The following is a 26,894-nucleotide window of genomic DNA, read 5'->3' on the forward strand; positions in this document are numbered from 1 at the left end:
GGCGAAGCACGGCCCCTGCCGTCCTGCTCGGATCAGCCGGAGGGCAGGATAAAAGGACGATCTTCACAACCTCTTGTTTACACGTCGCATCCCCACGCCTATGAAGGGGCACCCTTCTGCGTCGCGCAAGCGACATCTCGAAAGAATCGAAGAGGTTGTTCTGATGACTGACCATTGTCGGCGCCCTGCGTCATCGCGGCCGATCCAGAATGTTTCGCCTTCTGCCGGGCAGAGCCGCGAATTTTTCCTGCTTCCCTCTTTCGTCAGGATGCGTGGTCTGCCGGCCATCGCAGGTTGAAGATCAGCCTTCCGGCCCATGAAGGATTGCATCGGCATTTCCTTCCGGCCCCGGGAAGGCAGATCGCGCGCAGCGGCTGTGGGCGCTCATATCACGGCGTTCGCCCGCTTGAATCATCCCCTTAATCACAGGACAGGAAAAAATGCGGAAAGTCTCCTATGTCAGCCTTCAGGACTTGTCGTTCAGCGGAGGCTCCTGGGCCATCACGTCCGACAGCGGCGCAGGGCTTGTCGGCAATCAGGTCACCGTCTCGTCTGACTACGAACTGTCGTCCATCATCGTCAGCGACGACGATGGCGTGTTCGAAGACGATGACAATGGCGATGGATGGGGCGACAACGGCATCGCGCAGACCCTGGGCGAAGCCGCGGTCCTGAATGGCGTGACCTATCCTGCAGGCACCGCGCTGGAAGCGGAATACGAACTGACCCTGGGCTATACCGATGGCGAGGGGGTCGAGCAAAGCGTCCGCATTCTGGCGGTGAAGGCCGGAAATACGGTCGTCGGCTATGCCTTCGCCGATGGCGTGCCGCCTTCGGGCGTGGCGCTGAACATCCTTTCGAACCGCGACAGCGGGTTTCAGACCGACGGAAGCTTTGTCGCGATGGGGGTGCCCTATGAGGAACTGGTGCCCTGCTTCACGCGGGGCGTCCTGATCGAAACGGACCGTGGCCCGGTGGCCGTCGAGGATCTTTCCGTGGGCGACCTGGTCCTGACCCGGGACGACGGCCCGCAGCCGATCCGCTGGATCGGTTCCAAACGGCTGTCCGCCGCCATGCTGCGCGCCAACGAGGCCCTGCGCCCGATCCGCATCCGCGCCGGTGCCCTGGGCGCCGACACGCCTTCCCGGGATCTGCTCGTCTCGCCCCAGCACCGCATCCTGCTGCGTTCAAGGATTGCCCAAAGGATGTTCGGCACCGACGAGGTGCTGGTCGCCGCCAAGCAGTTGCTGCTGGTGGACGGCATCGACATTGCCGACGAGCGGGCCGGGGTGGAGTATTTCCACATCCTTTTCGACAAGCACCAGGTGGTCATCTCGAACGGCGCGGAAAGCGAAAGCCTCCATACCGGGCCTCAGGCCCTCAAGTCCGTCGGACCAGCGGCACGGGAAGAGATCTTCACCATCTTCCCCGAGCTGCGCGACGGCGATCCGGCAGGGCTTTCCCAGGGCGCGCGCATGCTTCTGAGCGGCAGGCAGGGGCGCCGGCTGGCGCATCGGCACGCGCAGAACGCACGACCGCTGGTGATGTAGGCGGCGGACAGGCCGGCTGACCTGCCACTGAACTTTCATCCCGCCACGACCGGAGCCAGGCGGTCGTTTACGCCGTTCAATGCTGTGGTCAGGTACAGGGCGAAACCTGCGGGGGTCTGATAGCCAAGGGCTGAATGGGGCCTTGCGGTGTTGCAGTCGGTGACCCAAGCCGCGATCAGATCGCGTGCTTGGGTTGCGAAACAGCGTCTTGCTCAAGAACTCGTCCCGCGTCCTGCCGTTGACGCTTTCGACAAAGCCGTGTCCCGCATCGGCTTGCCGACGGTCAGGACGTATAGACCAGGCTTTCCGGCCCCGCACCCAGCCAGCGCAGGGCGCTTTCCAGGCTGGGTTCCGGCCTCGGATTGTCGATCTGGAGTTCTTCCGAGATGTGGGTCAGGTGATGCATCATCTCGGCGGCGGCCTTGTCCCCGTCGCCCTCGGCAATGGCGCGGACGATGCTGCTGTGTTCGTCCCTGGGGCAGCCTGTCTCGGATTCGGCATGGACCAGGATCGCCAGGCAAGTCAGCACCTGAAGCTGCGTCAGGATATGGACCAGATAGACATTGCCGCTGATCTCGGCCAGCTTCAGGTGGAATTCCCCGGTCAGCCGCACCAGCGTCGAACGGTCGCCCGCCTGCCGCGCCGCCTCCTCGGTGGCGATATGGCGGGCAAGGCGCTGCATGTCCTCTGCCGATCGCGTCAGCGTGATCGCGGAACCCCTGGCGCTGGATCCCGCGATGACCAGCGCCGCCGCCCGTCAGACGCGTGTGCAGGAGATGCTGGAGCTGGTGCGCCTGCCCGTGCGGCTGGCCGGGGTCTTTCCCCACGAGCTGACGGCGGGCGAACAGAAGCGCGTGGGCATGGCGCGGGCTTGGCGACGCGGCCCGATTTCGTGGTCTTCGACGAACCGACCACCGCGCTGGACGTCCGCGTCCGCGCCCAGATCATCGACCTGATCCGGAAGTTGCAGCGCGAGATGCAGCTGGCCACGCTGTTCATCACCCATGACCTGAACTCGGTCCGGTCGCTGGCCCATAACGTCGCGGTGATGCGCCACGGCAAGATCGTCGAGATCGGCGAAACCGAACGCATCTTCGCCCATCCGCAGCATGATTACACCCGCATGCTTCTGGGCGCGGAACTGCCCGTCGGCCGCTTCGGCCAGCCCGATGAGATCGCGCCGACCGCGCTGCTGCTTGCCTCGGAAACCGGAGGGGCGTTCTATTGCGGACAGGTGCTGTCGCCCAATGGCGGCGACGTGATGGTATAAGGGGGGACCAACATGCAGGAATTCGACCTGGTGATCCGGGGCGGCACGGTCGTGACCGCCGCCGACACCGCCCGCGCCGATGTGGGCATCCGCGACGGCAGGATCGTGGCCGTCGGGCTGGACCTGGACAAGGGCAGGCGGGACATTGACGCGACCGGGTTGCGCGTCATGCCCGGGGGCATCGACAGCCATGTGCACTTGGCGCAGCCCGCCTTTGGCGGCCCCGCCATGGCCGACGGGTTCGAGACGGGCACAAGGTCCGCCATCGCGGGCGGCAACACCACCGTCATTCCCTTTGCCCTGCAATCCCGGGGCGCGTCCCTGCGCAAGGCGGTCGAGGATTACCACAAGGAGGCCGAGGGCCAGTCCTTTTGCGACTATGGTTTCCACCTGATCCTGACCGACCCGACGCCCGCCGTGCTGGGCCAGGAACTGCCTGCTTTGGTGGCTGCGGGCTATACCTCGCTCAAGGTCTTCATGACCTATGACGACCTGGTGCTGAACGACCGCGAACTGCTGGAGGTGTTCGATGCCGCAGGCGAACAGGGCGCGCTGGTGATGGTTCATTGCGAAGGCTATGACGCCATCCGCTTCATGACCGAGAAGCTGGAAAAGGCGGGCAAACTCGCGCCCTATTACCACGCCGTGTCCCGCCCCCAGTCGGTCGAACGAGAGGCCGCCCACCGGGCCATCAGCCATGCCGAACTGACCGGCGTGCCGATTATGATCGTCCATGTCTCGGGGCGCGAGGCGATGGAGCAGATCCGCTGGGCGCAGGCGCGCGGGCTGAGGATCATGGGCGAGACCTGCACCCAATACGTCTCGCTGACGGCCGAGGATCTGAAGGGCCTGAACATGGACGAGACGGGCAGCAAATACGTCTGCTCGCCCCCGCCGCGCGACCGCGAAAGCTGGGACGCGATCTGGAACGGCATCCAGACGGGGGTGTTCCAGACCTTCTCGTCGGACCATTGCCCCTTCTATTTCGAGGGCGAGATGGGCAAGAAGAACCCCAAGGCCCGCACCGCCTTCAAATGGGTGCCGAACGGCATCCCGGGGGTCGAGGTGCGGATGCCGATCCTGTGGTCTGAAGGCGTGGTCAAGGGGCGCATCACCGAAAACCAGTTCGTGGCCCTGACATCGACCAACCACGCGCGGATCTATGGGCTGACGGGCAAGGGGTCCATCGCGCCGGGCTATGACGCCGACATCGTGCTGTGGGATCCCGCGCGCCGCGTGACGATCAGCCAGTCGCTGATGCATCACGGCGCGGATTACACCCCGTGGGAGGGGTATGAGGTCACGGGCTGGCCCCATGCGACGATCCTGCGCGGCGAGGTGGTGATGCAGGAGGGCGAGATTTTGGGGACGAAGGACAGGGGCCGCTTCCTGCCCCGCGCCTTGTCGCCCATGGCCAGTCGGGGCGCGGGCGCGCCGATGGACTGACCCTCAGGCCCCGAAGCGGCGCCAGGACCGGGCCAGCCGGTCCGCGTCCATGAACCGGCCGATCAGCACGATCACGCCTTCCTCGGGCGGGGGTCCGGCCAGGGCGGTGTTGTCATCGGGCAGGATCTCGGGCGGCTGGACCACCCGGCGCACCGATTGCAGCAGCAGCCGCCCGGCGGGCGTGCGCACCACGCCCTTGATGCGCACGATGTCGTCGCCCCGCGCCTGGATCAGCGCCGACAACCAGGTGGAGAGCGCCACCCACCCGCCATTGCCGACCTCAAGGCGATGGGGCAGGATCGGTTCGCGGGCGGCCAGCGGCGGCAGGTCTAAGGGGCGCAGCCCGTCCTGCGGCGGCAGCGGCCCCGGCACCCCCTGTTCCGCCGCAGACAGCGCGGCTGCGGGATTGATCTGGCGCAGCGTCAGTGCCAGCCGCGCCAGCGTTTCGGGATCGGCCTGCACCGGCTTGGTCAGGACCAGCGCATCCGCCGCCTCGATCTGCGCGCGGGCCAGGGGTTCGGTGGTCAGTTGGCTGGCACCGTGGAGGCTGTCCACCAGGACCAGCACCTGCGCCACGGCCAGGCGGCGGGTCAGGACGGGATCGCCCGCAATGGCCGCCGCGATCCGGCCCGGATCGGCCAGTCCGCTGGTTTCCAGAAGGATGCCCGCGACCCGGCCCGCGTCCCTGCCGCTGGCCTCGTCGCAGATGCCCCGCAGCGCGGCCAGCAGCGCGGGCAGACCCGTGCAGCAGGCACAGCCCCCCGCCAGCACGGTGATCCGGCCCACCCCGGCCAGCAGCAGATTGTCCACCGGGGTTTCCGCGGCCTCGTTCACCAGCACATGATGGCGGACGAAGCGCCCGTCGTGCAGCTGGTGGCGCAGCCAGGTGCTTTTGCCCGCACCCAGGAAGCCGCCCAGGATCGTCAGCGGCAGGCGGCCGTCCGAACGGGGCTCAGCCATCGGCCAGGGCCCGGTCGGACAGCGGGTCGATGGGCTGGCCCGCCATCCGTCCGGCTGCGTCCAACAGCGCGGCCAGATCGGGCACCAGTTCCCGCTGCCCGCCCGGCGCGAAGAGTTGCAGGCCCGGCGTCGCGCCGTCGTCCCAGGCCTTCAGCCCGTAAGGGGCCAGCAGGCGGTTGACCGCATCCAGCCGGGCAAAGCGCAGGCGCAGGCGGTCACCGGGCGTCTGCGCGCCCGCATCCGTCCAGTGTCCCGGCGCGGCGGGAAAGCCGCAGGCGCTGCACATGATGCCTCCTCAGATCACCTCGGGCCGCTTGCCCGAATCGAAGGGATAACGCTTGCGGAAATCGTCGGCGATGTCCTCGAACGTGGCCCATTCCACGCCCTCATGGCCGTTGATGTGTTCGATCAGCCGTTCCAGCATCAGCAGCACCTGCGGACGGCCCGCCACGTCGGGATGGATGGTGAAGGCGAAGACGCCGTAGTCCATTTCGCGGTAAACCCAGTCGAACTGGTCGCGCCACATGTCCTCGATATGGCGGGGGTTGACGAAGCCGTGGCTGTTCGGGGCCTTCTTCATGAACATCATCGGCGGCAGGTCGTCCACATACCAGTTGGCGGCGATGTCCACGAGGTCGATTTCTCGGCCATGCTTCAGCGGGTGCATCCACTCCTTCGCCTGCTTGGTATAGTCGATGGTGTTCCATTCGTCGCCCACCCGGGCATAGAAGGGCTGGAAGTCGCGATAGCCCTGCGAATGGTCATAGCTGAAGCCGTATTTCTGCAGAAGCGCGGCGGTGGAATTCGACATCTCCCACCAGGGGGCGACATAGCCGCGGGGGGCGCGGCCGGTCAGGCCCTCGATCAGCTCGATGGACTTGACCAGCACGTCTTCTTCCTGCTGCGGGGTCATGGCGATGGGGTTTTCGTGCAGATAGCCATGCGCGCCGACCTCGTGGCCCGCGTCCACGATCATCTTCATCTGGTCCGGGAAGGTTTCCAGCGAATGACCGGGAATGAAGAAGCTGGTGCGCAGGTCGTATTTCCTGAACAGGCGCAAAAGGCGGGGGATGCCGACCTCGGTCGCGAAGATGCCGCGCTGGATGTCGGACGGGCTGTCGCCGCCGCCATAGGATCCGATCCAGCCCGCGACGGAATCGATGTCGGTGCCGAAGGCGCAGTAGATTTTCTTGGTCATCATGGTCTCCGTGGTGGGGTGGTTTCGGGATCGGGGCAGGACAGGTCGGTGAAGTCACCGAGCCGGTCCGGGGCGCCGGTCATCAGCGCCAGCATCAGCACCAGCCGCGCCTTCAGCGCGTCCAGATCGCCGCTGCCCTGCAGGCCCCGGTCCAGCAGGTCGATTTCCCCGCCCACCTGGCCATAGGTGCGCGACAGGACGCGCCCGCCGCGCGTGCGGCTGGAAAACACGACCGGGACGCGTCTTGCCGCCGCCGCCAGCGGGTCCAGCCAGGACGAATGCACATGCCCGCCGCCCGCCAGATCCAGCACCAGCCCTGCCGCGCCCGCGTCCAGGCAGGCATCCACCAGCAGCGGCGGGTCCGACAGGCCGGGCTTCAGGATCGGCACGAAGGGGAGCGCGGTGTCCTGCGGCACATCGAACGTGGCCCCGCGCGGCGGGCGGGCGTAAAGGGCGGGGCGCCCTTCGGCCATCCAGCCCAGGGGGGCGGGGGACCAGAAGGCCCCGGTCGATGCCGTATCGCGTTTCTGCACCCAGGCGGCCGGATGGATCACGTCGTCGAAGGCGACGATCACGCCCAGGTCGCGGCATTGCGGCGCCGCCGCGCAGGCCACGGCGGCCAACAGGTTGGCCGGGCCGTCCGCCCCGGGCAGAAAGGGGTTGCGCATCGCCCCCGTCACCACCACCGGCATGGGGCCCCGGTGCAGCAGGTTCAGGACGAAGGCCGTTTCCTCGATGGTGTCGGTGCCCTGCGTGACCACGACGCCCGCCGCGCCCCCGTCTTCCTGCGCGCGGATCGCGGCCGCCAGGTCGAAGACCAGCGGCAGGCCGATCTCGGTCGAGGGCAGGTTCGACAGGTTCCGCGCGCCGATCCGGGCCAGCGCGTCCAGTTGCGGCACCGCCGCCACCAGATCCGCGCCGGTCAGGCCGGGGGCCACGCCCGCAGCGCCCGCATCCGGGGCGCAGGCGATGGTGCCGCCAAGGGCGATGATCTCGACCCGGGGGTTCATCTAATCCTCGTGCGGGGTGCCGGTGGAATCGTTCGTGCCGGGCAGGTGATGGTTCATCGACGCATCCCAGGCGGCGTGGACGGTATCGCCGACACGGTGGGGATGGGCGAAGTAATCCTCATCGTCCATGTAGATCATGAACTCCTCTCCCAACCCCGTCTCCAGCGCGACCTTCACATAGGTGCCCTGGTATTCGATGTTGACCACCCTGCCGGTCAGGCCGTTCCTTGCCGCAGCCTCCGGCCGGACCGCGATCCGGTCGCGGCGCACGGAAAAGCGCAGGTTTTGGCCCGGTTCCACCCCCCGCGCGGCGGTCAGGTCATAGGAAACCCCGTTCCGCCCCGCGACCACCGCCGTGGTCCCGTCGATGCGGTCCACCCGGCCCGCCAGCACGTTCTGCCCGCCCATGAAGCGCGCGACATAGGGGCTGTGCGGGCGGTTGTAGATTTCGCGCGGGGATGCCGCCTGTTCGATCAGCCCGTGGTCCATCACCACCACCTGGTCGGCCAGGGCAATGGCCTCGGGTTGGGTATGGGTGACGTGGATGAAGGTGATGCCCAGGTCGTTCTGGAGCCGCTTCAGCTCCACCCGCATCTTCAGCCGCAGGAATTCGTCCAGGGCCGACAAGGGTTCGTCCAGCAGCAGCACCCGGGGCTTGTTGATCAGCGCCCGGGCCAGCGCCACGCGCTGCTGCTGACCGCCCGACAGTTCGGAGGGCACCCGGTCGGCCAGATGCAGAAGCTGCACCCGGTCCAGCATGTCCCGCGCGGCCTGGCGGCGGTCGTCGGCGCGCACGCCCTTGACGCGCAGGCTGAAGGCCACGTTGTCGGTCAGCGACAGATGCGGGAACAGGGCATAGTTCTGGAACATCAGCGCCGTGCCCCGGCTGCCGGTGCGGGCCGTGGTCACGTCCGTCCCGCCGATCAGGATGGACCCCGAAGTCGGCGTCTCGTGCCCCGCGATCATGCGCAGAAGCGTGGTCTTGCCGCAGCCGGACGGCCCGATCATGCAGCAATAGGCGCCGCCGTCGATGGTCAGATCGACGTTGTTGACGGCCTTGGTCCGCCCGTAAAGCTTGGTCACGTGGCGGATGTCGATGCGGCTTTGTTCGGTCATTCGGTCCTTCCCCTGGCGCGCGACCGCTGTTTCTGGATGACGGCGATGGCCACGAAGGCCAGGGCGATCACCAGGAAGCTGACGGCGGATGTCACCGTCCCGATGGCGTAAAGCGCGGGCGTGGTGACGTTGGTGGTCATGTTGGAAATCTCGATGGGCAGGGTGTTCCTGCCCCCCACGGTCAGCAGGGACCGCGGCATCTCGTCATAGGACAGGGTGAATCCGAACAGGGCCACCGCGATCAGGCCGGGAAACAGGATCGGCACGGTGACAAGGCCCAGCACCTGCCAGGGCCGGGCGCCGGCGTCCCGCGCCGCTTCCTCCCACGACCCATCAAAGCGGTTCAGGACGGCGAACATGATCAGCAGGCCGAAGGGCAGGGTCCAGCTCAGATGCGCGCCAAGCGCCGACAGCCACCAGGCCAGCCGCAGGCCCAGAAGCTGGAACAGCTGGCTGATGCCGAGGCCCAGCAGGATCCCCGGCACGATCAGGCTGATGATCGACAGATAGAAGATCGGCCCCGCGCCCCAGAACCGGCGGCGGAAGCCAAGGGCCGCGAACAGGCAGACAACCGCTGTGATCGCCATGGCCATGACGCCAAGGAGCAGCGAGCGGCGGAACGCCCCGCCCAGGTCGCCATAGCGGCTGGAGGTCCAGAGGTCGTTGAACCAGTGGGTCGAGACCCCTCGCATCGGGAAGGTCAGCCCGCCCGTCGGTCCCTGGAAGCTGAGGATGAAGATCATCAGCATCGGCCCGTAAAGAAACAGCACGAACAGCCCGAAGAACGCCGCCAGAAGGTAGAAGCCCATTCCCCGGCGCGTGGATGATTGCGACATGACCGCCCCCTACCGCGCCAGTTCCGCGCGGATGTCCACCACCCGCAGGATGGCCGAGACCATCAGCACCACCACCAGAACCAGCAGCACCGCCAGGGCCGCGGCCTGGGGATAGAACAACTGGTCGATCTGGTTCTTCATGGCCGACACGACCGATGCGCTTTGCCCCCCGCTCATCACCCGGACGACGAAGAAATCGCCCATCACCAGCGTGACCACGAAGATCGACCCCAGGGCGATCCCGGTGCGGGACAGGGGGATGATGACGCCGGTCAGGATCTGCCAGGAACTGGCGCCCGCGTCGCGCGCGGCCTCGATCAGGTTGGGGTTGATCTTGGCCATGCTGTTGAAGATCGGCACGATCATGAACAGCGTGAACAGGTGGATATAGGTCAGCACCACCGCGAAATCGGAATACAGCAGGATGTCCAGCGGCCGGTCGGTCAGCCCCGACTGCATCAGCATCCGGTTGAACAGCCCCTCTCGCCCCAGGAAGGGGATCCAGCTGACCATGCGGATCACGTTCGAGGTCCAGAACGGGATCGTGCACAAAAGGAACAGCCCGATCTGCCATTTCAGGTTGCGGACGTGAAAGACCAGGAAATAGGAACAGGTGAAGCCGATCAGCACCGTGGCCACCAGCACGATCGCCGCGTATTTCAGCGTGTTGGCGAACAGCGTCAGCGTGACGCCCGTGGACAGCACGTCGCGGTAGTTCTGCCAGGTGAAGGCGGGATAGACGGAAATCCCGTCCGATTCCCAGAAGCTGAGCAGCACCACCGTGCCGATGGGAATGCCGACCATGGCCAGCATGATGAGGGCCAGGGGCGCGACCTGCAGATAGGGGGTCAGGCGCGACCCGCCGCCGGGTGATTGCGCGGACATGAGGGGGGTTCCTTGGGCCGGATGCCGTTCTGGAAAGGGGCGGGCGCGCCGCCCCCCGTGGTCAGGCGCGGTCGAGCGCGCTATCAGGCCGAGATGAACTCGTTCCAGCGCTGGACCATGTAGCGTTCCTCGTCCATCACCGTGTTCCAGCAGGCCACGTTGCCCATGCGCTGTTCGAACGATCCGCCGTCGCGCACCGCGCCCGCCTTGTCCATCACCGCGCCGTAAGGGTCCAGGATATCCTCGGTCGCGGGCTTGCCTTCGTACCAGTAGCCCACTTCGTTGAGCGTCAGGTTGGCCTTGGCAGTTTCCGGCACGGACGAATAATACCCCTGCCGCGCGATGAAGGCGCCCTGCCAGCCCGACAGATACCAGTTCAGGTAATCATAGGCCGCATCCAGCTTCATCCCCTCAAGATGGCCCATCAGGCCCATCCCGAGGCCCCATCCGCGATAGCCTTCCTTGAGGCCCTGATACACGCATTCGATGCCGCGCGACTTCACGGCGGTGACGGCGGGCGACCACATCGACTGGATCACCACCTCGCCCGCGGCCATCAGGTTCACTGATTCGTCGAAGGTGGACCAGAAGGCGCGGAACTGGCCATCCCGTTTCAGCTCGATCAGCCGGGTGATGGTGTGGTCGATCTCGTCCCGGGTCATGTTGCCCTTGTCGGCATAGGTGATCTCGCCCATGGCCTCCAGCGCCATGGCGGCGTCCATGATGCCGATCTGCGGGATGTTCACCAGCGCGGTCTTGCCCTTGAACTCGGGGTTGAACAGCTCGGCCCAGCTTTCGACCGGCCGCCCGATCAGGTCGGACCGGATCCCCACCGTGTCGGCGTTGTAGATCGTGGGCATGGTGGTGGCGTAGTCGGTGGCCCCTGCCGCGAAGGACGTGTCGCCCGGGCCGCCGGTATACATCACCTCCAGAGGCATGGTGCCCTGGCGCGACAGGTCGGACCCGTCGAAGTTCTTGCCGTCCTTCATCAGGGGCGTCATCTTCGACCAGTTGGCGATGCGCGCGATTTCCACGGGTTGCAGCTTGCCCGACCGCCAGACCTTCTGCATGGCCCAGAATTCCAGGTCGGCGATGTCGATGGTCTCGGGCTGGCTGACCACCTTGGTCATCAGCGACGTGCTGTCCGCCGTCTGCGGGACAATGGTGAAGCCCAGGTCCGCGCTGGCCTTTTCCGCGATGTCGGCGATCACCGAATAGGACGGGCCCACCTGGTTCAGGGTGATGTCCTTGATGGTCTGCGCCCAGATCATCGGCGCGCCAAGGACGCCCGATCCCGCCGCCACCCCGGCCGTCGCGGCCGAGGTCTTCAGAAAGCCGCGGCGCGTCAGCCCCGCGCTGCCCCTGTCTTTGCCGTGTGTCATGCCATCTCTCCCGGTTGGTTGCCGTGGCTGGCGCCACGGAGGACGCCGGTCCGGGCCGGTTCTGCGGCCTTCTGAGACTCGGCGGCGACAGGATCACGGTAGCAAACTGTCTTTGGGATGCAATGCACATTTTTGGCTGTGGCGCGCGAACATATCCGTTAGGATAGGCCAAGGGGGGGGCCTTCGGGGGAACGGCATGGCATCGGACGGCGCAGGGGGGACGGGCCGCGACCGGGACGCGGGCGGTGCCTTTCTGTATGCGTCGGTGCGCGACCTGCTGGCGGCCCGGATCCGCCAGGACCAGCTTCCCCCCGGCGCCCTGCTGAAGGAAGCGCCGATTTCCAGCCAACTCGGGATCAGCCGCGCCCCCGTGCGCCGGGCGCTGGCGCTGTTGGCCCAGGACGGCCTGGTCACGCCGGCGGCGGGCCAGGGCTATGTCGTCGGGCGGTCGGACCTGCCGCTGCGCCTGTCGCCCCGGCGCCTGCACGAAATCCTGACGGCCGACACGGGCGACCTGGACCGCACCGCGTCGTGGGAGCGGATCTTTTCCCAGGTGGCCGATGCCGTCACAAGCTGCATGCCCTTCGGCAGCTTCCGCATCCAGGAAGCCGAGCTTGGCGATCACTACAACGTCAGCCGCACCGTCGCGCGCGAGGTGCTGTGGCGCCTGATGGATCGGCGGCTGGTGGAAAAGAACCGCAAGTCGCACTGGATCGTCGGCCAGCTGACCGCGCGCGACCTGCGCGACACGCTGCAGATGCGCCGTCTTCTGGAACCCGAGGCCCTGGCCATGGTCGCGGCGGACCGCAGCTTGGGCGGCTTCGACGGGCTTCTGCGGGATATCGAGGTAGCCATCGACAGCTTTCCCGCCTGCGGCGGCGCGGCGGTCGACCGGCTGGAGGAGGCGATGTTCGTGGATATGTTCGGGGGCCTGCGCAATTCGCGCCTGCTGGGGTCGATCCGGCGCAACCAGTTGTCCCTTCTGGTGGCGCGCCTGTTCAGGCGCCGCTTTCCCATCATCGACGACGGGGCCGCCTTGCGGGAATATGCGCGGATCCTGCGGCACCTGGGGCAGGGGCAGATCCGCCAGGCCCAGGCCGTGCTGCATGACCACCTGTCCCGCATCGAGGCGCTGGCGCTGGCGCGGCTGCGCGTCCTTTCGCTGCTGGAGGCGCCCGACATGACCCCCTACATGACGCCCGTCTATCGGGGCCAGGATGGCTGAGGCGCTGCGGGTCATCGGCACATCCGCCACCCTGACCGAGGCCCTGCGCCGGCAGGCCCATGCCGATCTGGATTTCCCGGTCGCCTTCGAGGTTCTGGACGGGCTGTCCTGCCAAAGCCGGGGCGTGCTGTCGCCCGAAAGCTATGACGTTTATGACCAGTGGTTCCATTCGGTCGACCTGCTCTGGACCGCAGGGTCGATCCAGCCCATCGACACGGCCCGGATCGCGCATTGGGACGCCGTGCGGTCGTCGGATGTCCTCGCGGGGCCCGCGCGGGGCTTCGGGACACGCCCCGCCGACGTGCTGTTCGTCCAGCCCGACCGTTCGCTTGCCGCCACGCCCGCCCCGGCCATCTCGATGCTGCCGACCTCGTACAACATGGACAGCTTCGCCTATGCCCCGGACCTGGCGCTGCGCCGCCACCCGGCCGAGCCGGAAAGCTGGGCCTGGCTTCTGGACGGCCGCTGGCATGGCCGCTGCGCGCTGAGCCTGGATCCGGCCGCCAGCGCCGTGGAGCTTGCGCTGGCCGTCCAGGCCGCCGGGCTGATGACGATCGGCGACCCCGGCGATCTGACGGTCGAGGAAATCGACGAGATGTTCGGGCACCTGATGGCGCGCAAGCGCAGCGGCCATTTCACCCGCTTCTGGAATTCGGCCGAGGATTCGATCCGCCTGCTGTCAACGTCCGGCTGCGTCCTGTCCTCGCTGTGGTCGCCCGCCTATTACGGGCTGAGAAGCCTGGGCCTTGAGCTGACCTATGCCGCCCCGACCGAAGGATATCGGGGCTGGCATTCCGGCATGTGCCTGTCCGCCGCCCTTCACGGCGACCGCCTGGACAGGGCCTATCGCTATCTGAACTGGTGGCTTGACGGCGTGCCGGGGGCGATCATGGCGCGGCAGGGATACTATATCTCGGTGCCGTCGCGGCTTGGCGGCACGCTGACGGATCCCGAATGGGACTATTGGTATGGCGGCCTTCCGGCTGCCGCCGATCTGCCCGGCCAGTCCGGGGCGATCATCGTGCAAAAGGGCGAGCGCCGCGCCGGAGGCGGCTATCGGCAGCGCCTGTCCAAGGTCACCGTCTGGAGCACGATCATGCCCGAACACAACTACCTGGTCCGGCGCTGGCACGAGTTCCTTCAAGGCTAAGGGGGGGTTGACGGCAAAGGCAGGGAGACTCGCGCCGCCTGTCGCGGCAGCGGTCCAGACGAAGCCTTGGCGCGGAAGCGAATGGCGTGCCGGGGCGGGAATGGGCGGGAGGCGGTTTCTGGCCGTTTTCCTGTCTCCCTTGCCTTTGGGCGCGAGGTGGTGACGCGGTCGGACGCCGTGTGGTTCATTTCCGAAGGGGTGGTCCGCCCCGAGATCGAGGCGGGCGCGCTGGTGGTTCTGCCGATCCGCAACGAGCTGCTGGGCGGGCCGGTGGGCATCAGCCTGCGCGAGGGGGGCGAATTGCGGCCCGAGGCGCAGGCGCTGGTGGCGGCGCTGGAGGCCGCCGCTCAGTAGGGCAGGCCCACGTAGTTCTCGGCCAGGTCGCGCTGCGCGGCCTCGGACGCGGCCAGATGGGCCAGGGTGGCGCGGCGCATCTGGGCGGCGAAGCTGTCCTCGCCCTCGAAGCGGTGCAGCATGGTGGTCATCTGCCAGGAAAAGCGCATGGCCTTCCAGATGCGGGCCAGCGCCCGGGCCGAATAGGCGTCGATGCCCGCCGTGTTCCCGCGCAGCGCGTCGATCAGCGCGCCGTGCAGGTAGAAGACATCCGACACCGCCAGGTTCAGCCCCTTGGCCCCGGTCGGCGGCACGATATGGGCGGCGTCGCCCACCAGGAACAGCCGGCCCCACCGCAGGGGTTCGCTGACGAAGCTGCGCAGGGGGGCGATGGACTTCTCGATGGAGGGGCCGGTGACCAGGCGGGCGGCGGCCTCGGAGGGGATGCGGCGGCGGAACTCGGCCCAGAAGCGGTCGTCCGGCCAGTCGTCCACCGTGTCGGTCAGCGGCACCTGCACATAGTAGCGCACCAGGCTTTCGCTGCGCATGGAGGCCAAGGCGAAGCCGTGGGGCGAGTTGGCATAGATCAGCTCGTCCGCCACCGGCGGCGTGCGCGACAGGATGCCCAGCCAGCCGAAGGGATAGACGCGCTCGAACTCCTGCCGCCTGGCTTCGGGGATGGTCTTGCGGGACACCCCGTGAAAGCCGTCGCAGCCCGCGACATAGGCGCAGGTCAGGCGGTGCGGCTTGCCGTCGACCGTGTATTCGACCGCTGCCTGCGGCCCGTCCAGGTCAAGGATGCGCACGTCGCCGACGCCGTGGACGATGGTCGTGCCCATGGCGTCCTGCGCGGCATAAAGATCGCGCGTCACCTCGGTCTGGCCATAAACCATCACCCGCCTGCCGGTCAGCGCCTTGAAGTCGATATGGACCACCATGTCCGCATCGGTGATCAGCGTGCCGTCATGGGGGATCCCTTCCGCGTCCATGCGCGCGCCCACGCCCGCCTCGCGCAGCATCTCGACGCTGCCCCATTCCAGGATGCCCGCCCGGATGCGCGACAGCACGTGATCGCGCGTGCCGCGTTCCAGGATCACCGTGGCGACCCCCGCCCGGTTCAGCAGTTGCGACAAAAGCAGCCCCGAGGGCCCGCCGCCGATGATGACGACCTGGGTGTCCATGTTCGCGTTCCTTCCCCTTGTTTGCGGTCTTCTAGCCGCGCGCGGGCCGGGCGCGAATGGACAGGCAGGGCCGCGGATGGTACTTTCCGGGCATGACGACCGCCTCGCAGATCCCCATGTTCAGCCTGTTCGGCGAAACCGGCGCCTTTCCCGACGTGGTGCATTGCGAGCCGATCCGCGACCGCGCGGGCCGGCACGCCTGGGTCATCGCGCCCCACCGCCACACCGACATGGCGCAGGTCTTTGTCATGGACCGGGGCTGCGCCGCGGTGCGCATCGACGGGCAGGACGAGGCGCTGGCGGACGGGGAGTTCCTGTTTCTTCCGGCGAAATCCGTGCACGGCTTCACCTTCGCCCAGGGCGCCGAGGGGCTGGTCTTGTCCTTTCCGCTGGCCATCCTGTCGGGGGCGGCCCCGGCCGATCTGGCGCGGCTGTTGTCGCGGCCGCTGCGCCACCCGGCCGGGGGGCGCATCGCCGAGCTGGCGCGCCAGATCCACCACGCCTTCCGCGACACCGGCCCGTTGCGCGCGAGCCTTCTGGTCAGCCTGTCGCAGGCCCTGCTGATCTCGGTCGCGGAAATCGCGGCGCGGCGCGGGCAAAGGGTCGCGCCCCTGCCGCGCCGCCGGATGGAGGCGTTCGAGCGGCTGATCGTGCAGCACATGGGCGACGGCTGGGGGGCGGCCGACTATGCCTCGGCCCTGGCGATCACGCCGGGGCATCTGAGCCGCATCTGCCGGATGGCCACCGGCCAGGGCGCCACCCGCCACATCGAGACCGTCCTGATGACCGAGGCCCGCCGCCTGCTGGCCTTCACCCGCCTGCCCGTCGCCGAGATCGGCCACAGGCTCGGCTTCGACGACCCCCCGTACTTCTCACGCCGGTTTCGGGTCGCGACGGGCGAGACGCCCTCGGCCTATCGGCTGCGCTTTGCCTGAGCGGGGGAACCGGCGGCGTGACGGTCCAGCCGTAGGGCCAGCCGCGACACGGCGGCCTTGAAGGCGACCGCTACCAGGACGGTCGCGGCCAGTGCCGCGAACATCGCGTCGATCTTCATGCGCCCGACCGACTGGATCATCAGTGCGCCCAGGCCGCGCGATCCGCCCACCCATTCGCCCGCGATGGCCGCCGCCGGGGCATGGACGGCGGCGATCCTCAGCCCGCTGGCAAGGCCGGGCAGGGCGGCGGGGATGCGGACGATCCGCATGGCCTGCACGGGCGTGGCGCCCAGGCTGTCGGCCAGGTCGCGAAACACCCGGGGCGTGCGCGACAACCCGTCCCCGAAGGCCGAGGCGACCGGAAAGAACACCGTCAGCGCCACGACGGCGATCTTGGGCGCGACGCCATAGCCCAACCACAGCGTCAGCAGCGGCGCGAAGGCAAAGACCGGCACCGTCTGGCTGAGCGTGATCAGCGGCATCAGCGCGCGGCGCAGCGGCGCCAGCAGGCCCATGGCCAGCGCCATCAGGACGCCCAGGGACGCGCCGATGGCAAAGCCCGCGCCGATCTCGGCCCCGGTGACCAGGGCCGCGCGGGCCAGCGCCGCCCGCCCGTCGATCACGGCCCGCGCGACCGCCAGCGGCCCGGGCAGCAGAAAGCGCGGGATCTGCAAGGCCGTGACGGCACCCTGCCACAGCAGCACGAAGATCACGGCAAGGCGGATCACCCGGCCAGCGTCCAGAAGGCGGCCTCCAGGCGCGTCGCGGTGAGAAAGCGGTCCTGCAACTGTTGCCAGCGGGGCAGGGCATGGGCCTGCGGCCCCAGCCTGTCCGCCACTGCGCCGTCGATCAGGGCGGCGGTGTCGCGGCACAGCGCCTGGTAATCGGCCCCGCCATAGGTTTCGATCCATTCGGCATAGGCCGGATCGTGGGGTTCGGACAGCAGGCGCGCGCCGATCTCTCCATAGCCCAGGACGCAGGGGGCCAGCGCCGCCAGCAGGTCCAGGAAGTCGCCGCTGTATCCCGCCTCCAGCACATGCGGGTATGGGCCGGGTTCTGCGGGGGCTCGACGGTGGCTGTCAGGTCCGCCCCGGTGATCCCGGCCCGGGCGCAGAGTTCCACATGCAGCCGCGTTTCCGTTTCCAGCAGCGCGTGGACGGTGGCCGAGCAGGCGCGCATCTCGGCCAGGGATGCGGCCTTGGCGACGGCCAGCGACCAGGCGCGGCAGGCTGCCATCGGCCAGCGCGCGCAGGAACGGCACGCGGACATAGGCGTCCCTATCCGGCGCGCCCGCCCGCCACAAGGGAAAGCAGGTGCCATGGCTCATGCGCCGGGATCCGTCGCCAGGGCGCTGACCGGCAGCACCTTGTCGGTCAGCCCGGCATCGCGCAGAAAGGTTTCAAAGCGCGCATAGCGGGCGTGGTCCACCGCGCCCGGGCTTTGCGAGAAGCGCGGCAGGGTCGCGGTCCAGGCCTGGCGGTTCAGTTCGTCGTCCAGGTCGGGGTAGGTGTCGCGGAACAGTTCCCATGCCTCGTCCGGGTGGTTGAGGATGTAATGCGCGCCGTGTTCCATGGCGGCGACGAAGCGGGCGGTGGCATCAGAGTCCATGGTCCGGGGATTGGCCAGCAGGATCAGTTCGTCATAGGCGGGGATGCCCTGTTCCTCGACGAACAGGCAGCGGCCCTCGGCGCCTTCCAGGCGCATCTGCGTCAGCTCGAAGTTGCGAAAGCCGCCAAGGGTGGCATCGACCTGGCCCGTCATCAGCGCGGGCGACAGCGACCAGCCCACGTTGACCAGGTCCACGTCGTCCAGCGACAGGCCCGCCCGGTCCAGCATCGCGCCCATCAGCGCGGTTTCCATCCCCGGCACCGAATAGCCGACGGTGCGGCCCTTCAGGTCCGCGATGGATTGCACCGGGCCGTCGGCCAGGACCGTCACGCAGTTCAGCGGCGTGGCGACCAGGGTGGCGATGCGGGTCAGCGGCAGGCCTTCATGGACCTGAAGATGCAGTTGCGGCTGATATCCCACGGCCAGATCCACCTGCCCCGAGGCCAGCATTCGCGGCGGGTCCGAGGGGTCGGCGGGGGCGGTGATCGCGACCGTCAGCCCGGCATCGGCAAAGAAGCCCATCTCCTGCGCGACGATGATCGGCGCGTGGTCGGGGTTCACGAACCAGTCCAGCATCAGGGACAGATCCTGCGCGGCGGCGGGGGTGGCGGATAGCGCAAGGGCCAGGGCAAGGGGCTTCATGGGGGATCTCCAAGGGCGATCAGGGCAATCTCGCCCGGCCAGTCGCGGCGCAGGCGGTCGGCGGCGGCCCAGGCTCGCAGGCCCGAGCGGCAGGCCAGGACGACGCGCTGGCCTTCGGCCGGGCGCAGGCGGTCCGGCTGGCGCAGGGCGTGGGGCACGAAGGGGATGGGGGCCTCGTCCGGGCCGCGCAACTCGACCGCAAGGTCGCCCGGGCGCATCTGGCTGGGGGCGATGAAGCGGTGGCCGGTCGCGGGTTCAGGCGCGCCGTTAAAGCGGAAGCTGGCCGGGCGCAGCCCGTCGAAGCGGATCATCTGGCCCAGGGGCGGGGGCCGCAGCCCCAGCAGCACCGCCATCGCCATCTGCGCCTGCAAGGCCCCGATCAGGCCCGCCATCGGTCCCATCACGCCCGCTGTGGCACAGGTGCCCGCCTGCGCGGGCAGGTCCGGGAACACCGCCCGAAAGGACGGCGCGCCGCCGCAGAAGCCGCCCGCGAAGCCTTCGCTGCCCAGGACCGAGGCTGCGACCAGAGGGCGGCCCCCGGCAAGGCAGGCGTCCGACAGCGCATAGGTCGCGGCAAAGCTGTCGGCGCAGTCCAGCACCAGGTCCGCCCCCGCCACCAGTTCGGGCGCATTGGCCGGGTCCAGCCGCGTGACCAGCGGGGTGACGGTGGTGTCGGGGTTCAGCGCCCCCATCTCCAGGGCGGCGGCCAGGGCCTTGGGTTCGCCCAGATGGCGGCCATAGATCGGCTGGCGGTGCAGGTTCGAGGCTTCGACCCGGTCGGGATCGGCCAGGGTGATGCGGCCCACCCCCGCGCCGGTCAGGTATTGCAGCACGGGAACCCCCAGGGCGCCCGCGCCGATCACCAGCACATGGGACGCCGCAAGTCGGGCCTGGCCCGCCTCGCCGATCTGGGGCAGGACGGTCTGGCGCGCATATCTCATGTGATGTCCAGCCATTCGCGAATGCGCGCCGCAGGGTCGGGGTTCAGGGTGATGTCGGTCACGGCCGCCGCCATGTCCGCGCCCGCCGCAAGGGCCTGCCGCGCCCGGTCCGGCGTCAGCCCGCCGATGGCACAGAGGGGGATGTTCCCGACGCGCGCCTTCCAGGCGGCCAGCCTTGCGACGCCTTGCTCACGCCATTTCATCGGCTTCAGGATCGTCGGCCAGACCGGGCCGAGCGCGACGTAATCGGGCGCGCAGGCCAGCGCCCGGTCCAGTTCCGCCTTGTCATGGGTCGAGATTCCAAGCCGCAGCCCCGCCGCGCGGATCGCGGGCAGGTCGGCATGGTCCAGATCCTCTTGCCCCAGATGCACGAAGCCGCAGCCCAGGTCGATCGCCAGCCGCCAGTGATCGTTCACCACAAGGGTCGCCCCAAACTGGCGGCAAAGGTCGCGGGCGCGGGCGATTTCAACCCGCAGGGCGTCGTCGGGCCGGTCCTTGATGCGCAACTGCACCAGCCGCACGCCCAAGGGCAGGGCGCGGGCAATCCAGTCGGCGCTGTCGAGGATCGGATAGAAACGCGGCAGCCTCACAGGAAGGCCCGCCCGATCACGGGGGTCGAGGGGATGGCCATGTCGGTCCGCTCCATCGGGTCGGCCAGGTATGCGGCGCGCCCGGCGCGGATGGCGTCGGCCATCGCGCCCGCCATCGCGGCGGGATCGCCCGCGCGGGCCACGGCGCTGTTCATCAGGACCGCGTCAAAGCCCATCTCCATCGCCGCCGCCGCGTGGCTGGGCAGGCCGATGCCCGCATCCACGACCAGGGCCACGTCGGGAAAGGCCGCCCGCAGCGCCCGCAACCCGTGCGGGTTGTTCAGCCCCAATCCCGACCCGATAGGCGCGCCCCAGGGCATCAGCACCTGGCAGCCCGCGTCCAGCAGGCGTTCGCAGACCACCAGATCCTCGGTGCAATAGGGAAAGACCTTGAAGCCGTCGCCGGCCAGGATGCGCGCGGCCTCGACCAGGCCGAAGACATCGGGTTGCAGCGTGTCGGCGTGGCCGATCACTTCCAGCTTGATCCAGTCGGTGCCGAAGACCTCTCGCGCCATCTGCGCGGTGGTGACGGCCTCGCGCGCGCCGTGGCAGCCTGCGGTGTTGGGCAAAAGGGCCACGCCAAGGGATCGGACCAGCGCCCAGAAGTCCTGCCCGCCGCCCGCTTCCCTGCGCAGGGACACGGTGGCGATGCCCGCGCCCGACCGGGCGAAGGCATCGGCAAGGATCCTGGGCGAGGGATAGCCCGCCGTGCCCAGCATCAGCGGGCTGTCGATCTCGGTGCCATAGAAGACCGGCATCGTTCAGCCCCCCTGCATGGGGGCCAGCGCCTCGATGGCGTCGCCGTCGCCAAGGGGCGTCGTCTCGCGCAGCGCGGCGGGCACGAAGCGGCCGTTCAGCGCGGTGGCGATGCGGCCGGTCAGGCGGGCCTCGGCCAGGGCTTCGGCCAGCGTGGCGGCGGCGGTATCGCGCGGGGTGCCGTTAAGGGTGATCCGCATCCATGAACTCCGGTCTAGTCTGGTGTTGAAGGTGGTCGGCCACCATGCGCGCGACGGCGGGGGCCAGCAGGAAGCCGTGGCGGTAAAGGCCGTTGGCGTGGATGACGCCCCCCACGCGGCGGATGCGCGGCAGGTTGTCGGGGAATGCCGGGCGGGCGTCGGCGCCCAGTTCCAGCACCTCGGCTTCGGCGAGTGCGGGGTGCAGGGCGAAGGCCGCCGACAGCAGTTCCAGCACGGCGCGCGCGGTGGGGGGGCCGCGCCGGTCGCTTTCAACCATCGTGGCGCCCAGCATGAAGACGCCGTCGCCGCGCGGCACGACGTAAAGCGGCATCCGGGGATGCAGCAGGCGGACGGGGCGGGCGAGGCGGATCTCGGGGCAGCGGATCACGGCCATCTCGCCCCGGACGCCGCGCAGGTCGCGCAGGGCGTCGCGGGCCGAAAGGCCCCGGCAGTCGATGACGGTGCCCGTGGGGGTTTCGGTGCGGGCCAGGCATCCGGACAGGATCGACAGGGCCTGGCGGGGGGCCAGATGCGCCTCGTCCGCGAAGAACAGGGCGCGGGCGAAGCGGCCTGCTAGGTCGGGCTCCAGCGCGGCAATGCCGGGGGCGTCCAGCATCCGGTGGCCCGCGCTGCGCCGGGCAAAGCGCGACAGCGCGCCCGCGTCGCGCGCCAGGCTGACGACCAGCGTGCCGTTGCGCGCGACCGGGACGCCCTGGTCCTGCCACCAGTCGGCGGCGGTCAGCCCGTGGCGCGTCACCGCCGGATCGGCGCTTTCCCCTTCGCAATGGGGCGCGAGCATCCCGCCCGCCCACCAGGAACAGGCCCGGGGGCCGGGGGCTTCGCCAAGGATCGCGGCGGGGATGCCGCGCCCGTTCAGTTCGGTGGCGATGCAAAGCCCCATCACGCCGCCGCCGAGGATCGTCACGCTCATGCCGCAGCCTCGGCCCGGCGCGGCCAGAGGGCGTGGAAATGATGCACCGGGCCGTTGCCGCCGCCCACATGCAACGCATCGGCGGCCCGGATCGCGTCATGCAGCCAGTCATGCGCGCGGCCCACGGCATCGGCCACCGCAAGCCCCTGCGCCAGCCCCGCCGCGATGGCCGCCGACAGCGCGCATCCCGTGCCATGGGTGTTGCGCGTGCGGATGCGGGGCGAGGAAAAGCGCGCCGTGCCGTCGGGGCCCACCAGCAGGTCGGTGCATTGCGCGTCTGCGGCATGGCCGCCCTTCATCAGCACATGGCCGGGGCCAAGGGCGCGCAGGGCCCGGCCTTGCGCAAGGGCCGCGGATTCGGTGTCGGCGGGGGGCACGCCCAGCAGGCGGGCGGCCTCGGGCAGGTTCGGCGTCAGCACATGGGCCAGGGGCAGCAACTCGCGCAGCAGGGCGGGGATGGCCTCGTCCCCCATCAGCACGTCGCCAGACTTGGCGATCATCACCGGGTCCAGCACCACGGGGATCGGGCAATCGCGCAGCGCGGCGGCAACGGCGGCGATGGCGGCGGGGGATCCCGCCATGCCGATCTTGATCGCGTGGACGGCGATGTCGTCCAGCACCGCGTCGATCTGCGCCCCGATCAGGTCCGGCGGCATCAGGTGGACGGCGGCGACGCCCCGGGTGTTCTGCGCCGTCACCGCCGTGATGACGCTGGCGCCATAGCAGCCGAGCGCCGACACGGTCTTCAGGTCCGCCTGGATCCCGGCGCCCCCGCCGCTGTCCGACCCCGCGATGGTCAAGACCGTTGGTGTCATCTGCCCCTCCTTCGGCATGGGGCATGACAGGGGGGCGGCGGCGGCAGACGGGATGCGGCGACGGGCGGCGCGTCTGCCTATCCGTTCCCTCCGCCGGCATGACCCGGATCAGGTTCGATGGGTCGGCGCGCATTGCACCTCTCAGCCCCGCGACGGGACGCCCCAACGGATAGTGTCGGGCGCGACCCTAGCGGCGCGGGGCGGGATCGTCCAGCGCCTTTGCGCGCGCCGCTGTGGCGCCCACGACACCGCTCGGTGATTTTTCTTGCCCGATTGCAACTTGGGGGCCAGTCTTGACGCTGACACCTCAGGGGGGCGACATGTCACAAGCACATCCTGCCGGGGCGGCGCACCAGCCCGAACTGCACCGCGTCATGGGTCCGAAGCTGCTGCTCTTGTTCATCGTCGGCGACATCCTGGGCACGGGCGTCTATGCCCTGACCGGCACCGTCGCGGCCGAGGTGGGGGGTGCCGCCTGGGCGCCCTTCCTGATCGCCTTCCTGGTGGCCACGATCACCGCCATATCCTACCTGGAACTGGTCACGCGCTATCCGCAGGCGGCGGGGGCGGCGCTTTATGCGCACCGCGCCTTCGGCATCCACTTCCTGACCTTCCTGGTGGCATTCACGGTGATGTGTTCGGGGATCACCTCGGCCTCGACCGCATCGAACGCCTTTGCGGGGTTCCTGAACGACGGCTTCGGCCTGGGCCTGGCCAAGGGCAGCACCGGCATCCTGGCCCTGGCGCTTGGCTTCATGGCGCTGGTCGCGGCCGTCAACCTGCGCGGCGTGGGCGAAAGCGTCAAGGCGAACGTCGTGCTGACCTGCGTGGAACTGACCGGCCTTCTGATGATCATCTTCGTGGGCTTCTACGCCATGGCCCAGGGCCGGGCCGATTTTTCCGAGGTGATGGTCTTCCGGTCATCCGAGGAAAAGGGCGCCTTCCTGTCGCTCACCGCCGCGACCGCGCTGGCCTTCTTTGCCATGGTGGGCTTCGAGGATTCGGTCAACATGGCCGAGGAGGTCAAGGATCCCGTCCGCATCTTCCCGCGCATCATGCTGACCGGGCTGGCGATCACGGGGGTGATCTATGTGCTGGTGTCGATCTGCGCGGTGGCGCTGGTGCCGGTGGGGGATCTGTCGAACCCCGACAAGGGATCGGCCCTGACGCAGGTGGTGCGCGCGGGCGCGCCGAACCTGCCCTTCGACAAGATTTTCCCCTTCATCGGCATGTTCGCGGTCGCCAATTCGGCGCTGATCAACATGCTGATGGCCAGCCGCCTGATCTATGGCCTGGCCCGCCAGGGGGTGCTGCCGCACGGGTTGGGGCTGGTCCACCACACCCGCCGCACGCCCTGGGTGGCGATCCTGTTCACCACCGCGCTGGCCTTCGGGCTGATCTGGTTCGTGGTCACGCGGTCCGATCTTCCGGCGGTCAGCCTGCTGGGGGGCACCACCTCGCTGCTGCTGTTGTGCGTGTTCACGGTGGTCAACGTCTCGCTGATCGTGCTGCGGCGTCAGCCGGTCGGGCACGAGCATTTCCGCGCGCCCGCCTTTCTGCCCTGGATCGGCGCCGCGACCTGCGCCTTTCTGGCCGGGCCCTGGGCGCGCAGCGCGGCGCAGATGGACCAGTACCGCATTGCCGCCTGGCTGCTGGCCATCGGCATCGGGCTGTGGGCCGCGACCTGGATCTGGAACAGGGCGCTGCGCCACAGGCCCCATCCGGGCAGCCTGGGCGACATCGAGCGGATGCGCGAACACCACGGGGATTCGCCGCGGAATTGATCCCGGCGGAAAAGATGGCCAGACAGCACCGGAGAAAACATGGACCGCGACAGCCTGGAACTGAGATCGACCGTGCAGGCGGACGGCACGCTGCGCCTGCACCTGGAACCCGTCAGCCTGCCCGAACCCGGCCCGGGGCAGCTGCTGGTGCGGGTTGAGGCCGCGCCCATCAACCCGTCCGACCTGGGGCTGATGTTCGGCCCCGCCGACATGGCCACCCTGGCGCGGGATGGTGACGCGCTGACCGCGCGCATCCCCGATGCGGCCATGCCCGCCCTGCGATCCCGCATCGGCCAGTCCCTGCCCATCGGCAACGAAGGGGCGGGGACCGTGGTCGCGGCGGGCCCCGACCAGCAGCAGATGGTCGGCAGGCGGGTGGCGATGCTGGGCGGGGCGATGTTTGCGCGCCTGCGCCTGATCGGGGCCGGGGATTGCCTGGTCCTGCCCGAGGGCGCCGGGGCCGAGGAAGGGGCGGCACTGTTCGTCAACCCGCTGACCGCCCTCGGCTTTGTCGAGACCATGCGGGCCGAGGGGCACAAGGCCATCGTCCATGCCCCTGCCGCATCCAACCTGGGGCAGATGCTGGTGCGGATCTGCCAGACCGACGGCGTAGGCCTGGTCAACATCGTGCGCAGCCCTGAACAAGTCGCCCTGCTGCGCGGCCTTGGCGCGGCGCATGTGGTGGACAGCAGCGCCGCCGGTTTCCGGGCCGAGCTGACCGAGGCCATCGCCGCGACCGGCGCCACGCTGTCCTTTGACGCCATCGGCGGGGGCGAGACGACCAGCATCGTCCTGAACGCCATGGAGGCGGTGGCGGCGCGCGATGCCGCCAGCTACGGCCTTTACGGCTCGGGCGTGGCGAAGCAGGGCTATATCTATGGCGCGCTGGACACCGGCCCGACGATCCTGCGGCGCGGCTTCGGCTTCAGCTGGAGCGTGGGGGGCTGGCTGCTGTTCCGCGCCCTGCAACGCCTTGATCCCGCCACGGTCGCGCGGATGCGCGAGCGGGTGGTCGAGGAAAGAACGACGACCTTCGCCAGCCATTATACCGCGCGCATCCCGCTGGAGGGGGTGCTGGACCCGGAGACCGTCGCCGCCTTTGTCCGCAAGTCCACCGGGGCAAAATACCTGATCACGCCATAAGGGCCGTCAGCGGATCGCCCGCCAGCCATGCCGCAAGGTGCGGCAGCACCGCGCTTGCGCGCAGGGGCAGGGTGGCGTCGCCGATCATGCAGCGACCGCAAGGTGAGGCGTTCAGGGGAAAAAGCAGGTCACGAATTGCGCTGCGGCCTTCAGGCGATCCCCGCCAGCCGCAGGGCCAGCCCCGCCCCGGCGCAGCCCGCCAGCACCGCGACCGGCCCCAGGCGGAAGCGGAACACCGCGACCATCGCCGCCACGACCAGAGCCAAGGCCGCTGGATCCAGCGTGCGCCAGACGGGCCAGTCCAGCGACAGCCCCCAGGCCTGCAGCACCTGCACCTGCCCGAACAGCACATGCAGCCCGAACCAGACCGCCAGGTTCCCGATCACCCCGACCGCGGCGGCCGTGATCGCGCTCAGCGCCGCCGACAGGGCAGGGTTGTCGCGCAACCGCTCGATGAAGGGCGCGCCCAGGAAGATCCACAGGAAGCAGGGCACAAAGGTCACCCAGGTCGTCAGAAGCCCGCCCAGCGTGCCCGCCAGCAGCGGCGGCATCGCGCCCGGATCGCGGAACGCGCCCATGAAGCCCACGAATTGCGTGACCATGATCAGCGGGCCCGGCGTCGTCTCGGCCATGCCCAGGCCGTCCAGCATTTCGCCCGGGGCAAGCCAGCCATAGGTCTCGACCGCCTGCTGGGCGACATAGGCCAGCACCGCATAGGCGCCGCCAAAGGTGACCACCGCCATGACGCTGAAGAACCCCGCGATCTGCGAGAACACGTTGCCCGGACCCGCCACCCCGAACAGCGCCGCCACCGGCACCAGCCACAGCGCCCCGAACAGCGTGGCGACGCGGATCGCCCCGGCGCGGCTGACCTGCGCATGGTCGGGCACCTCCTCGCCCAGCAGGGTTCCCGCATCGGCGACCGGGGTGCCGCCCGCCTTGCCATGGCCGCCGCCCCCCAGAAAACCCGCAAGCCCCGCCCGCGCGCCAAGGAACCCGATCAGCCC

At 69.0% G+C, this 26,894-nt stretch carries 30 protein-coding genes, 2 pseudogenes and 1 riboswitch (1 of these 33 only partly in view); of the genes and pseudogenes, 10 read left to right on the forward strand and 22 right to left on the reverse strand.

Translation table 11 applies throughout. The features are described 5' to 3' along the window. Nucleotides 1–440 precede the first annotated feature (440 nt). Complete coding sequence (locus JX613_RS11700; protein ID WP_207101648.1) at nt 441–1,550, forward strand: Hint domain-containing protein; 1,110 nt, start codon at nt 441–443, stop codon at nt 1,548–1,550. Nucleotides 1,551–1,585: 35 nt separating this feature from the next. On the opposite strand, the pseudogene JX613_RS20400 reads toward JX613_RS11700, so the two are convergent. Both JX613_RS20400 and JX613_RS11710 read right to left on the reverse strand, forming a co-directional pair. Next, a pseudogene (locus tag JX613_RS20400) lies at nt 1,586–1,732 on the reverse strand (integrase core domain-containing protein); the annotation flags it as partial. Between the two features lie 101 nt (nt 1,733–1,833). Beyond that, nucleotides 1,834–2,232: an FCD domain-containing protein gene (locus tag JX613_RS11710; RefSeq protein ID WP_237168526.1), complete on the reverse strand. Its 399-nt coding sequence runs from the start codon at nt 2,230–2,232 to the stop codon at nt 1,834–1,836. On the opposite strand from JX613_RS11710, the gene JX613_RS11715 reads away from it, so the two are divergent. From JX613_RS11715 to hydA, 3 genes are read left to right on the forward strand one after another with little or no spacing between them, the layout of a single operon-like run. Further along, on the forward strand, nt 2,231–2,506 hold the full coding sequence (locus JX613_RS11715) for a hypothetical protein (RefSeq protein ID WP_207101649.1): 276 nt from the start codon (nt 2,231–2,233) through the stop codon (nt 2,504–2,506). The two genes, JX613_RS11710 and JX613_RS11715, sit on opposite strands and share 2 nt — an antisense overlap. Beyond that, complete coding sequence (locus JX613_RS11720) at nt 2,422–2,820, forward strand: hypothetical protein (protein WP_207101650.1); 399 nt, start codon at nt 2,422–2,424, stop codon at nt 2,818–2,820. The genes JX613_RS11715 and JX613_RS11720 overlap by 85 nt, the downstream gene beginning before the upstream one ends. A 12-nt stretch (nt 2,821–2,832) precedes the next feature. Then, complete coding sequence (gene hydA / locus JX613_RS11725; protein ID WP_207101651.1) at nt 2,833–4,266, forward strand: dihydropyrimidinase; 1,434 nt, start codon at nt 2,833–2,835, stop codon at nt 4,264–4,266. Nucleotides 4,267–4,269: 3 nt separating this feature from the next. On the opposite strand, the gene JX613_RS11730 is transcribed toward hydA, so the two are convergent. The 8 genes from JX613_RS11730 to JX613_RS11765 all read right to left on the reverse strand — a co-directional run bounded on the left by JX613_RS11730 (nt 4,270) and on the right by JX613_RS11765 (nt 11,653). Continuing rightward, nucleotides 4,270–5,226 carry a CobW family GTP-binding protein gene (locus tag JX613_RS11730; RefSeq protein WP_207101652.1) on the reverse strand — a complete coding sequence of 319 codons (957 nt, stop codon included), beginning with the start codon at nt 5,224–5,226 and terminating at the stop codon, nt 4,270–4,272. After that, nucleotides 5,219–5,512 (reverse strand): hypothetical protein, encoded by a 294-nt coding sequence (locus JX613_RS11735; RefSeq protein ID WP_207101653.1) that lies wholly within the window; start codon nt 5,510–5,512, stop codon nt 5,219–5,221. Before JX613_RS11735 ends, JX613_RS11730 begins: the two co-directional genes overlap by 8 nt. Before the next feature lie 9 nt (nt 5,513–5,521). Beyond that, nucleotides 5,522–6,424, reverse strand: a complete 903-nt coding sequence (locus JX613_RS11740) for a polysaccharide deacetylase family protein (protein WP_207101654.1) — start codon at nt 6,422–6,424, stop codon at nt 5,522–5,524. Next, complete coding sequence (locus JX613_RS11745; RefSeq protein WP_207101655.1) at nt 6,424–7,434, reverse strand: asparaginase; 1,011 nt, start codon at nt 7,432–7,434, stop codon at nt 6,424–6,426. Before JX613_RS11745 ends, JX613_RS11740 begins: the two co-directional genes overlap by 1 nt. Beyond that, nucleotides 7,435–8,550 carry an ABC transporter ATP-binding protein gene (locus JX613_RS11750; protein ID WP_207101656.1) on the reverse strand — a complete coding sequence of 372 codons (1,116 nt, stop codon included), beginning with the start codon at nt 8,548–8,550 and terminating at the stop codon, nt 7,435–7,437. After that, nucleotides 8,547–9,386 carry an ABC transporter permease gene (locus tag JX613_RS11755; RefSeq protein WP_207101657.1) on the reverse strand — a complete coding sequence of 280 codons (840 nt, stop codon included), beginning with the start codon at nt 9,384–9,386 and terminating at the stop codon, nt 8,547–8,549. The genes JX613_RS11750 and JX613_RS11755 overlap by 4 nt, the downstream gene beginning before the upstream one ends. A gap of 9 nt (nt 9,387–9,395) precedes the next feature. After that, complete coding sequence (locus JX613_RS11760; protein WP_207101658.1) at nt 9,396–10,271, reverse strand: ABC transporter permease; 876 nt, start codon at nt 10,269–10,271, stop codon at nt 9,396–9,398. Between the two features lie 83 nt (nt 10,272–10,354). Next, on the reverse strand, nt 10,355–11,653 hold the full coding sequence (locus JX613_RS11765) for an ABC transporter substrate-binding protein (RefSeq protein WP_207101659.1): 1,299 nt from the start codon (nt 11,651–11,653) through the stop codon (nt 10,355–10,357). A 196-nt stretch (nt 11,654–11,849) separates the two neighbouring features. On the opposite strand from JX613_RS11765, the gene JX613_RS11770 reads away from it, so the two are divergent. From JX613_RS11770 to JX613_RS11780, 3 genes are all read left to right on the forward strand, one after another. Beyond that, entirely contained in the window at nt 11,850–12,878 is a 1,029-nt protein-coding gene (locus JX613_RS11770; RefSeq protein WP_207101660.1) for a GntR family transcriptional regulator, read from the forward strand. Beyond that, a complete protein-coding gene (locus JX613_RS11775) occupies nt 12,871–14,028 on the forward strand; it encodes an ABC transporter substrate-binding protein (RefSeq protein ID WP_207101661.1) in 1,158 nt (385 codons plus the stop codon). The genes JX613_RS11770 and JX613_RS11775 overlap by 8 nt, the downstream gene beginning before the upstream one ends. A 159-nt stretch (nt 14,029–14,187) precedes the next feature. Then, nucleotides 14,188–14,382, forward strand: a complete 195-nt coding sequence (locus tag JX613_RS11780) for a LysR substrate-binding domain-containing protein (protein ID WP_207101662.1) — start codon at nt 14,188–14,190, stop codon at nt 14,380–14,382. Here the strand turns inward: JX613_RS11780 and pobA are convergent. Next, nucleotides 14,376–15,542, reverse strand: coding sequence for a 4-hydroxybenzoate 3-monooxygenase (pobA, locus tag JX613_RS11785; RefSeq protein WP_207101663.1), 1,167 nt, complete (start codon nt 15,540–15,542; stop codon nt 14,376–14,378). The genes JX613_RS11780 and pobA overlap by 7 nt on opposite strands. Before the next feature lie 92 nt (nt 15,543–15,634). Here pobA and JX613_RS11790 point away from each other — a divergent pair, with 92 nt between their 5' ends. Next, entirely contained in the window at nt 15,635–16,477 is an 843-nt protein-coding gene (locus JX613_RS11790; RefSeq protein ID WP_207101664.1) for a helix-turn-helix domain-containing protein, read from the forward strand. Here JX613_RS11790 and JX613_RS11795 read toward each other — a convergent pair. The 10 genes and pseudogenes from JX613_RS11795 to thiD all read right to left on the reverse strand — a co-directional run bounded on the left by JX613_RS11795 (nt 16,456) and on the right by thiD (nt 22,960). Continuing rightward, the gene (locus tag JX613_RS11795; protein ID WP_336512300.1) at nt 16,456–17,205 is read right to left on the reverse strand and encodes an ABC transporter permease; all 750 of its coding nucleotides are present in this window, start codon (nt 17,203–17,205) and stop codon (nt 16,456–16,458) included. The two genes, JX613_RS11790 and JX613_RS11795, sit on opposite strands and share 22 nt — an antisense overlap. Further along, nucleotides 17,202–17,513 (reverse strand): thiaminase II/PqqC family protein, encoded by a 312-nt coding sequence (locus JX613_RS20300; RefSeq protein WP_336512301.1) that lies wholly within the window; start codon nt 17,511–17,513, stop codon nt 17,202–17,204. Before JX613_RS20300 ends, JX613_RS11795 begins: the two co-directional genes overlap by 4 nt. Nucleotides 17,514–17,569: 56 nt before the next feature. Next, a pseudogene (locus tag JX613_RS20305) lies at nt 17,570–17,797 on the reverse strand (hypothetical protein); the annotation flags it as partial. Between the two features lie 3 nt (nt 17,798–17,800). Then, nucleotides 17,801–18,727, reverse strand: coding sequence for an ABC transporter substrate-binding protein (locus JX613_RS11805; RefSeq protein ID WP_207101665.1), 927 nt, complete (start codon nt 18,725–18,727; stop codon nt 17,801–17,803). After that, nucleotides 18,724–19,668: a HesA/MoeB/ThiF family protein gene (locus tag JX613_RS11810; RefSeq protein WP_237168527.1), complete on the reverse strand. Its 945-nt coding sequence runs from the start codon at nt 19,666–19,668 to the stop codon at nt 18,724–18,726. The genes JX613_RS11805 and JX613_RS11810 overlap by 4 nt, the downstream gene beginning before the upstream one ends. Further along, entirely contained in the window at nt 19,665–20,258 is a 594-nt protein-coding gene (locus JX613_RS11815; protein WP_207101667.1) for a thiamine phosphate synthase, read from the reverse strand. The genes JX613_RS11810 and JX613_RS11815 overlap by 4 nt, the downstream gene beginning before the upstream one ends. Next, nucleotides 20,255–21,016: a thiazole synthase gene (locus tag JX613_RS11820; RefSeq protein WP_207101668.1), complete on the reverse strand. Its 762-nt coding sequence runs from the start codon at nt 21,014–21,016 to the stop codon at nt 20,255–20,257. The genes JX613_RS11815 and JX613_RS11820 overlap by 4 nt, the downstream gene beginning before the upstream one ends. Before the next feature lie 3 nt (nt 21,017–21,019). Next, on the reverse strand, nt 21,020–21,214 hold the full coding sequence (thiS, locus tag JX613_RS11825) for a sulfur carrier protein ThiS (RefSeq protein ID WP_207101669.1): 195 nt from the start codon (nt 21,212–21,214) through the stop codon (nt 21,020–21,022). Then, nucleotides 21,198–22,145, reverse strand: a complete 948-nt coding sequence (locus JX613_RS11830; RefSeq protein ID WP_207101670.1) for an FAD-dependent oxidoreductase — start codon at nt 22,143–22,145, stop codon at nt 21,198–21,200. Before JX613_RS11830 ends, thiS begins: the two co-directional genes overlap by 17 nt. Then, the gene (gene thiD / locus JX613_RS11835; protein WP_207101671.1) at nt 22,142–22,960 is read right to left on the reverse strand and encodes a bifunctional hydroxymethylpyrimidine kinase/phosphomethylpyrimidine kinase; all 819 of its coding nucleotides are present in this window, start codon (nt 22,958–22,960) and stop codon (nt 22,142–22,144) included. Before thiD ends, JX613_RS11830 begins: the two co-directional genes overlap by 4 nt. 68 nt (nt 22,961–23,028) lie before the next feature. After that, a riboswitch (TPP riboswitch) is annotated at nt 23,029–23,135 on the reverse strand. Between the two features lie 145 nt (nt 23,136–23,280). Here thiD and JX613_RS11840 point away from each other — a divergent pair. Continuing rightward, nucleotides 23,281–24,744 (forward strand): APC family permease, encoded by a 1,464-nt coding sequence (locus JX613_RS11840; protein WP_237168528.1) that lies wholly within the window; start codon nt 23,281–23,283, stop codon nt 24,742–24,744. Nucleotides 24,745–24,783: 39 nt separating this feature from the next. Beyond that, on the forward strand, nt 24,784–25,887 hold the full coding sequence (locus JX613_RS11845; RefSeq protein ID WP_237168529.1) for a zinc-binding dehydrogenase: 1,104 nt from the start codon (nt 24,784–24,786) through the stop codon (nt 25,885–25,887). Between the two features lie 149 nt (nt 25,888–26,036). Here JX613_RS11845 and chrA read toward each other — a convergent pair whose 3' ends face one another. Further along, on the reverse strand, nt 26,037–26,894 hold the 3' portion of the coding sequence (gene chrA / locus JX613_RS11850; RefSeq protein ID WP_207101672.1) for a chromate efflux transporter. 510 nt of this gene lie beyond the right edge of the window; 858 of the gene's 1,368 nt are visible here — the last part of the coding sequence; its start codon lies off the right edge, out of view; it ends in the stop codon at nt 26,037–26,039.

Origin of the sequence: Paracoccus shandongensis, assembly GCF_017315735.1 — a bacterium.
Taxonomy (GTDB): Bacteria; Pseudomonadota; Alphaproteobacteria; order Rhodobacterales; family Rhodobacteraceae; genus Paracoccus; species Paracoccus shandongensis.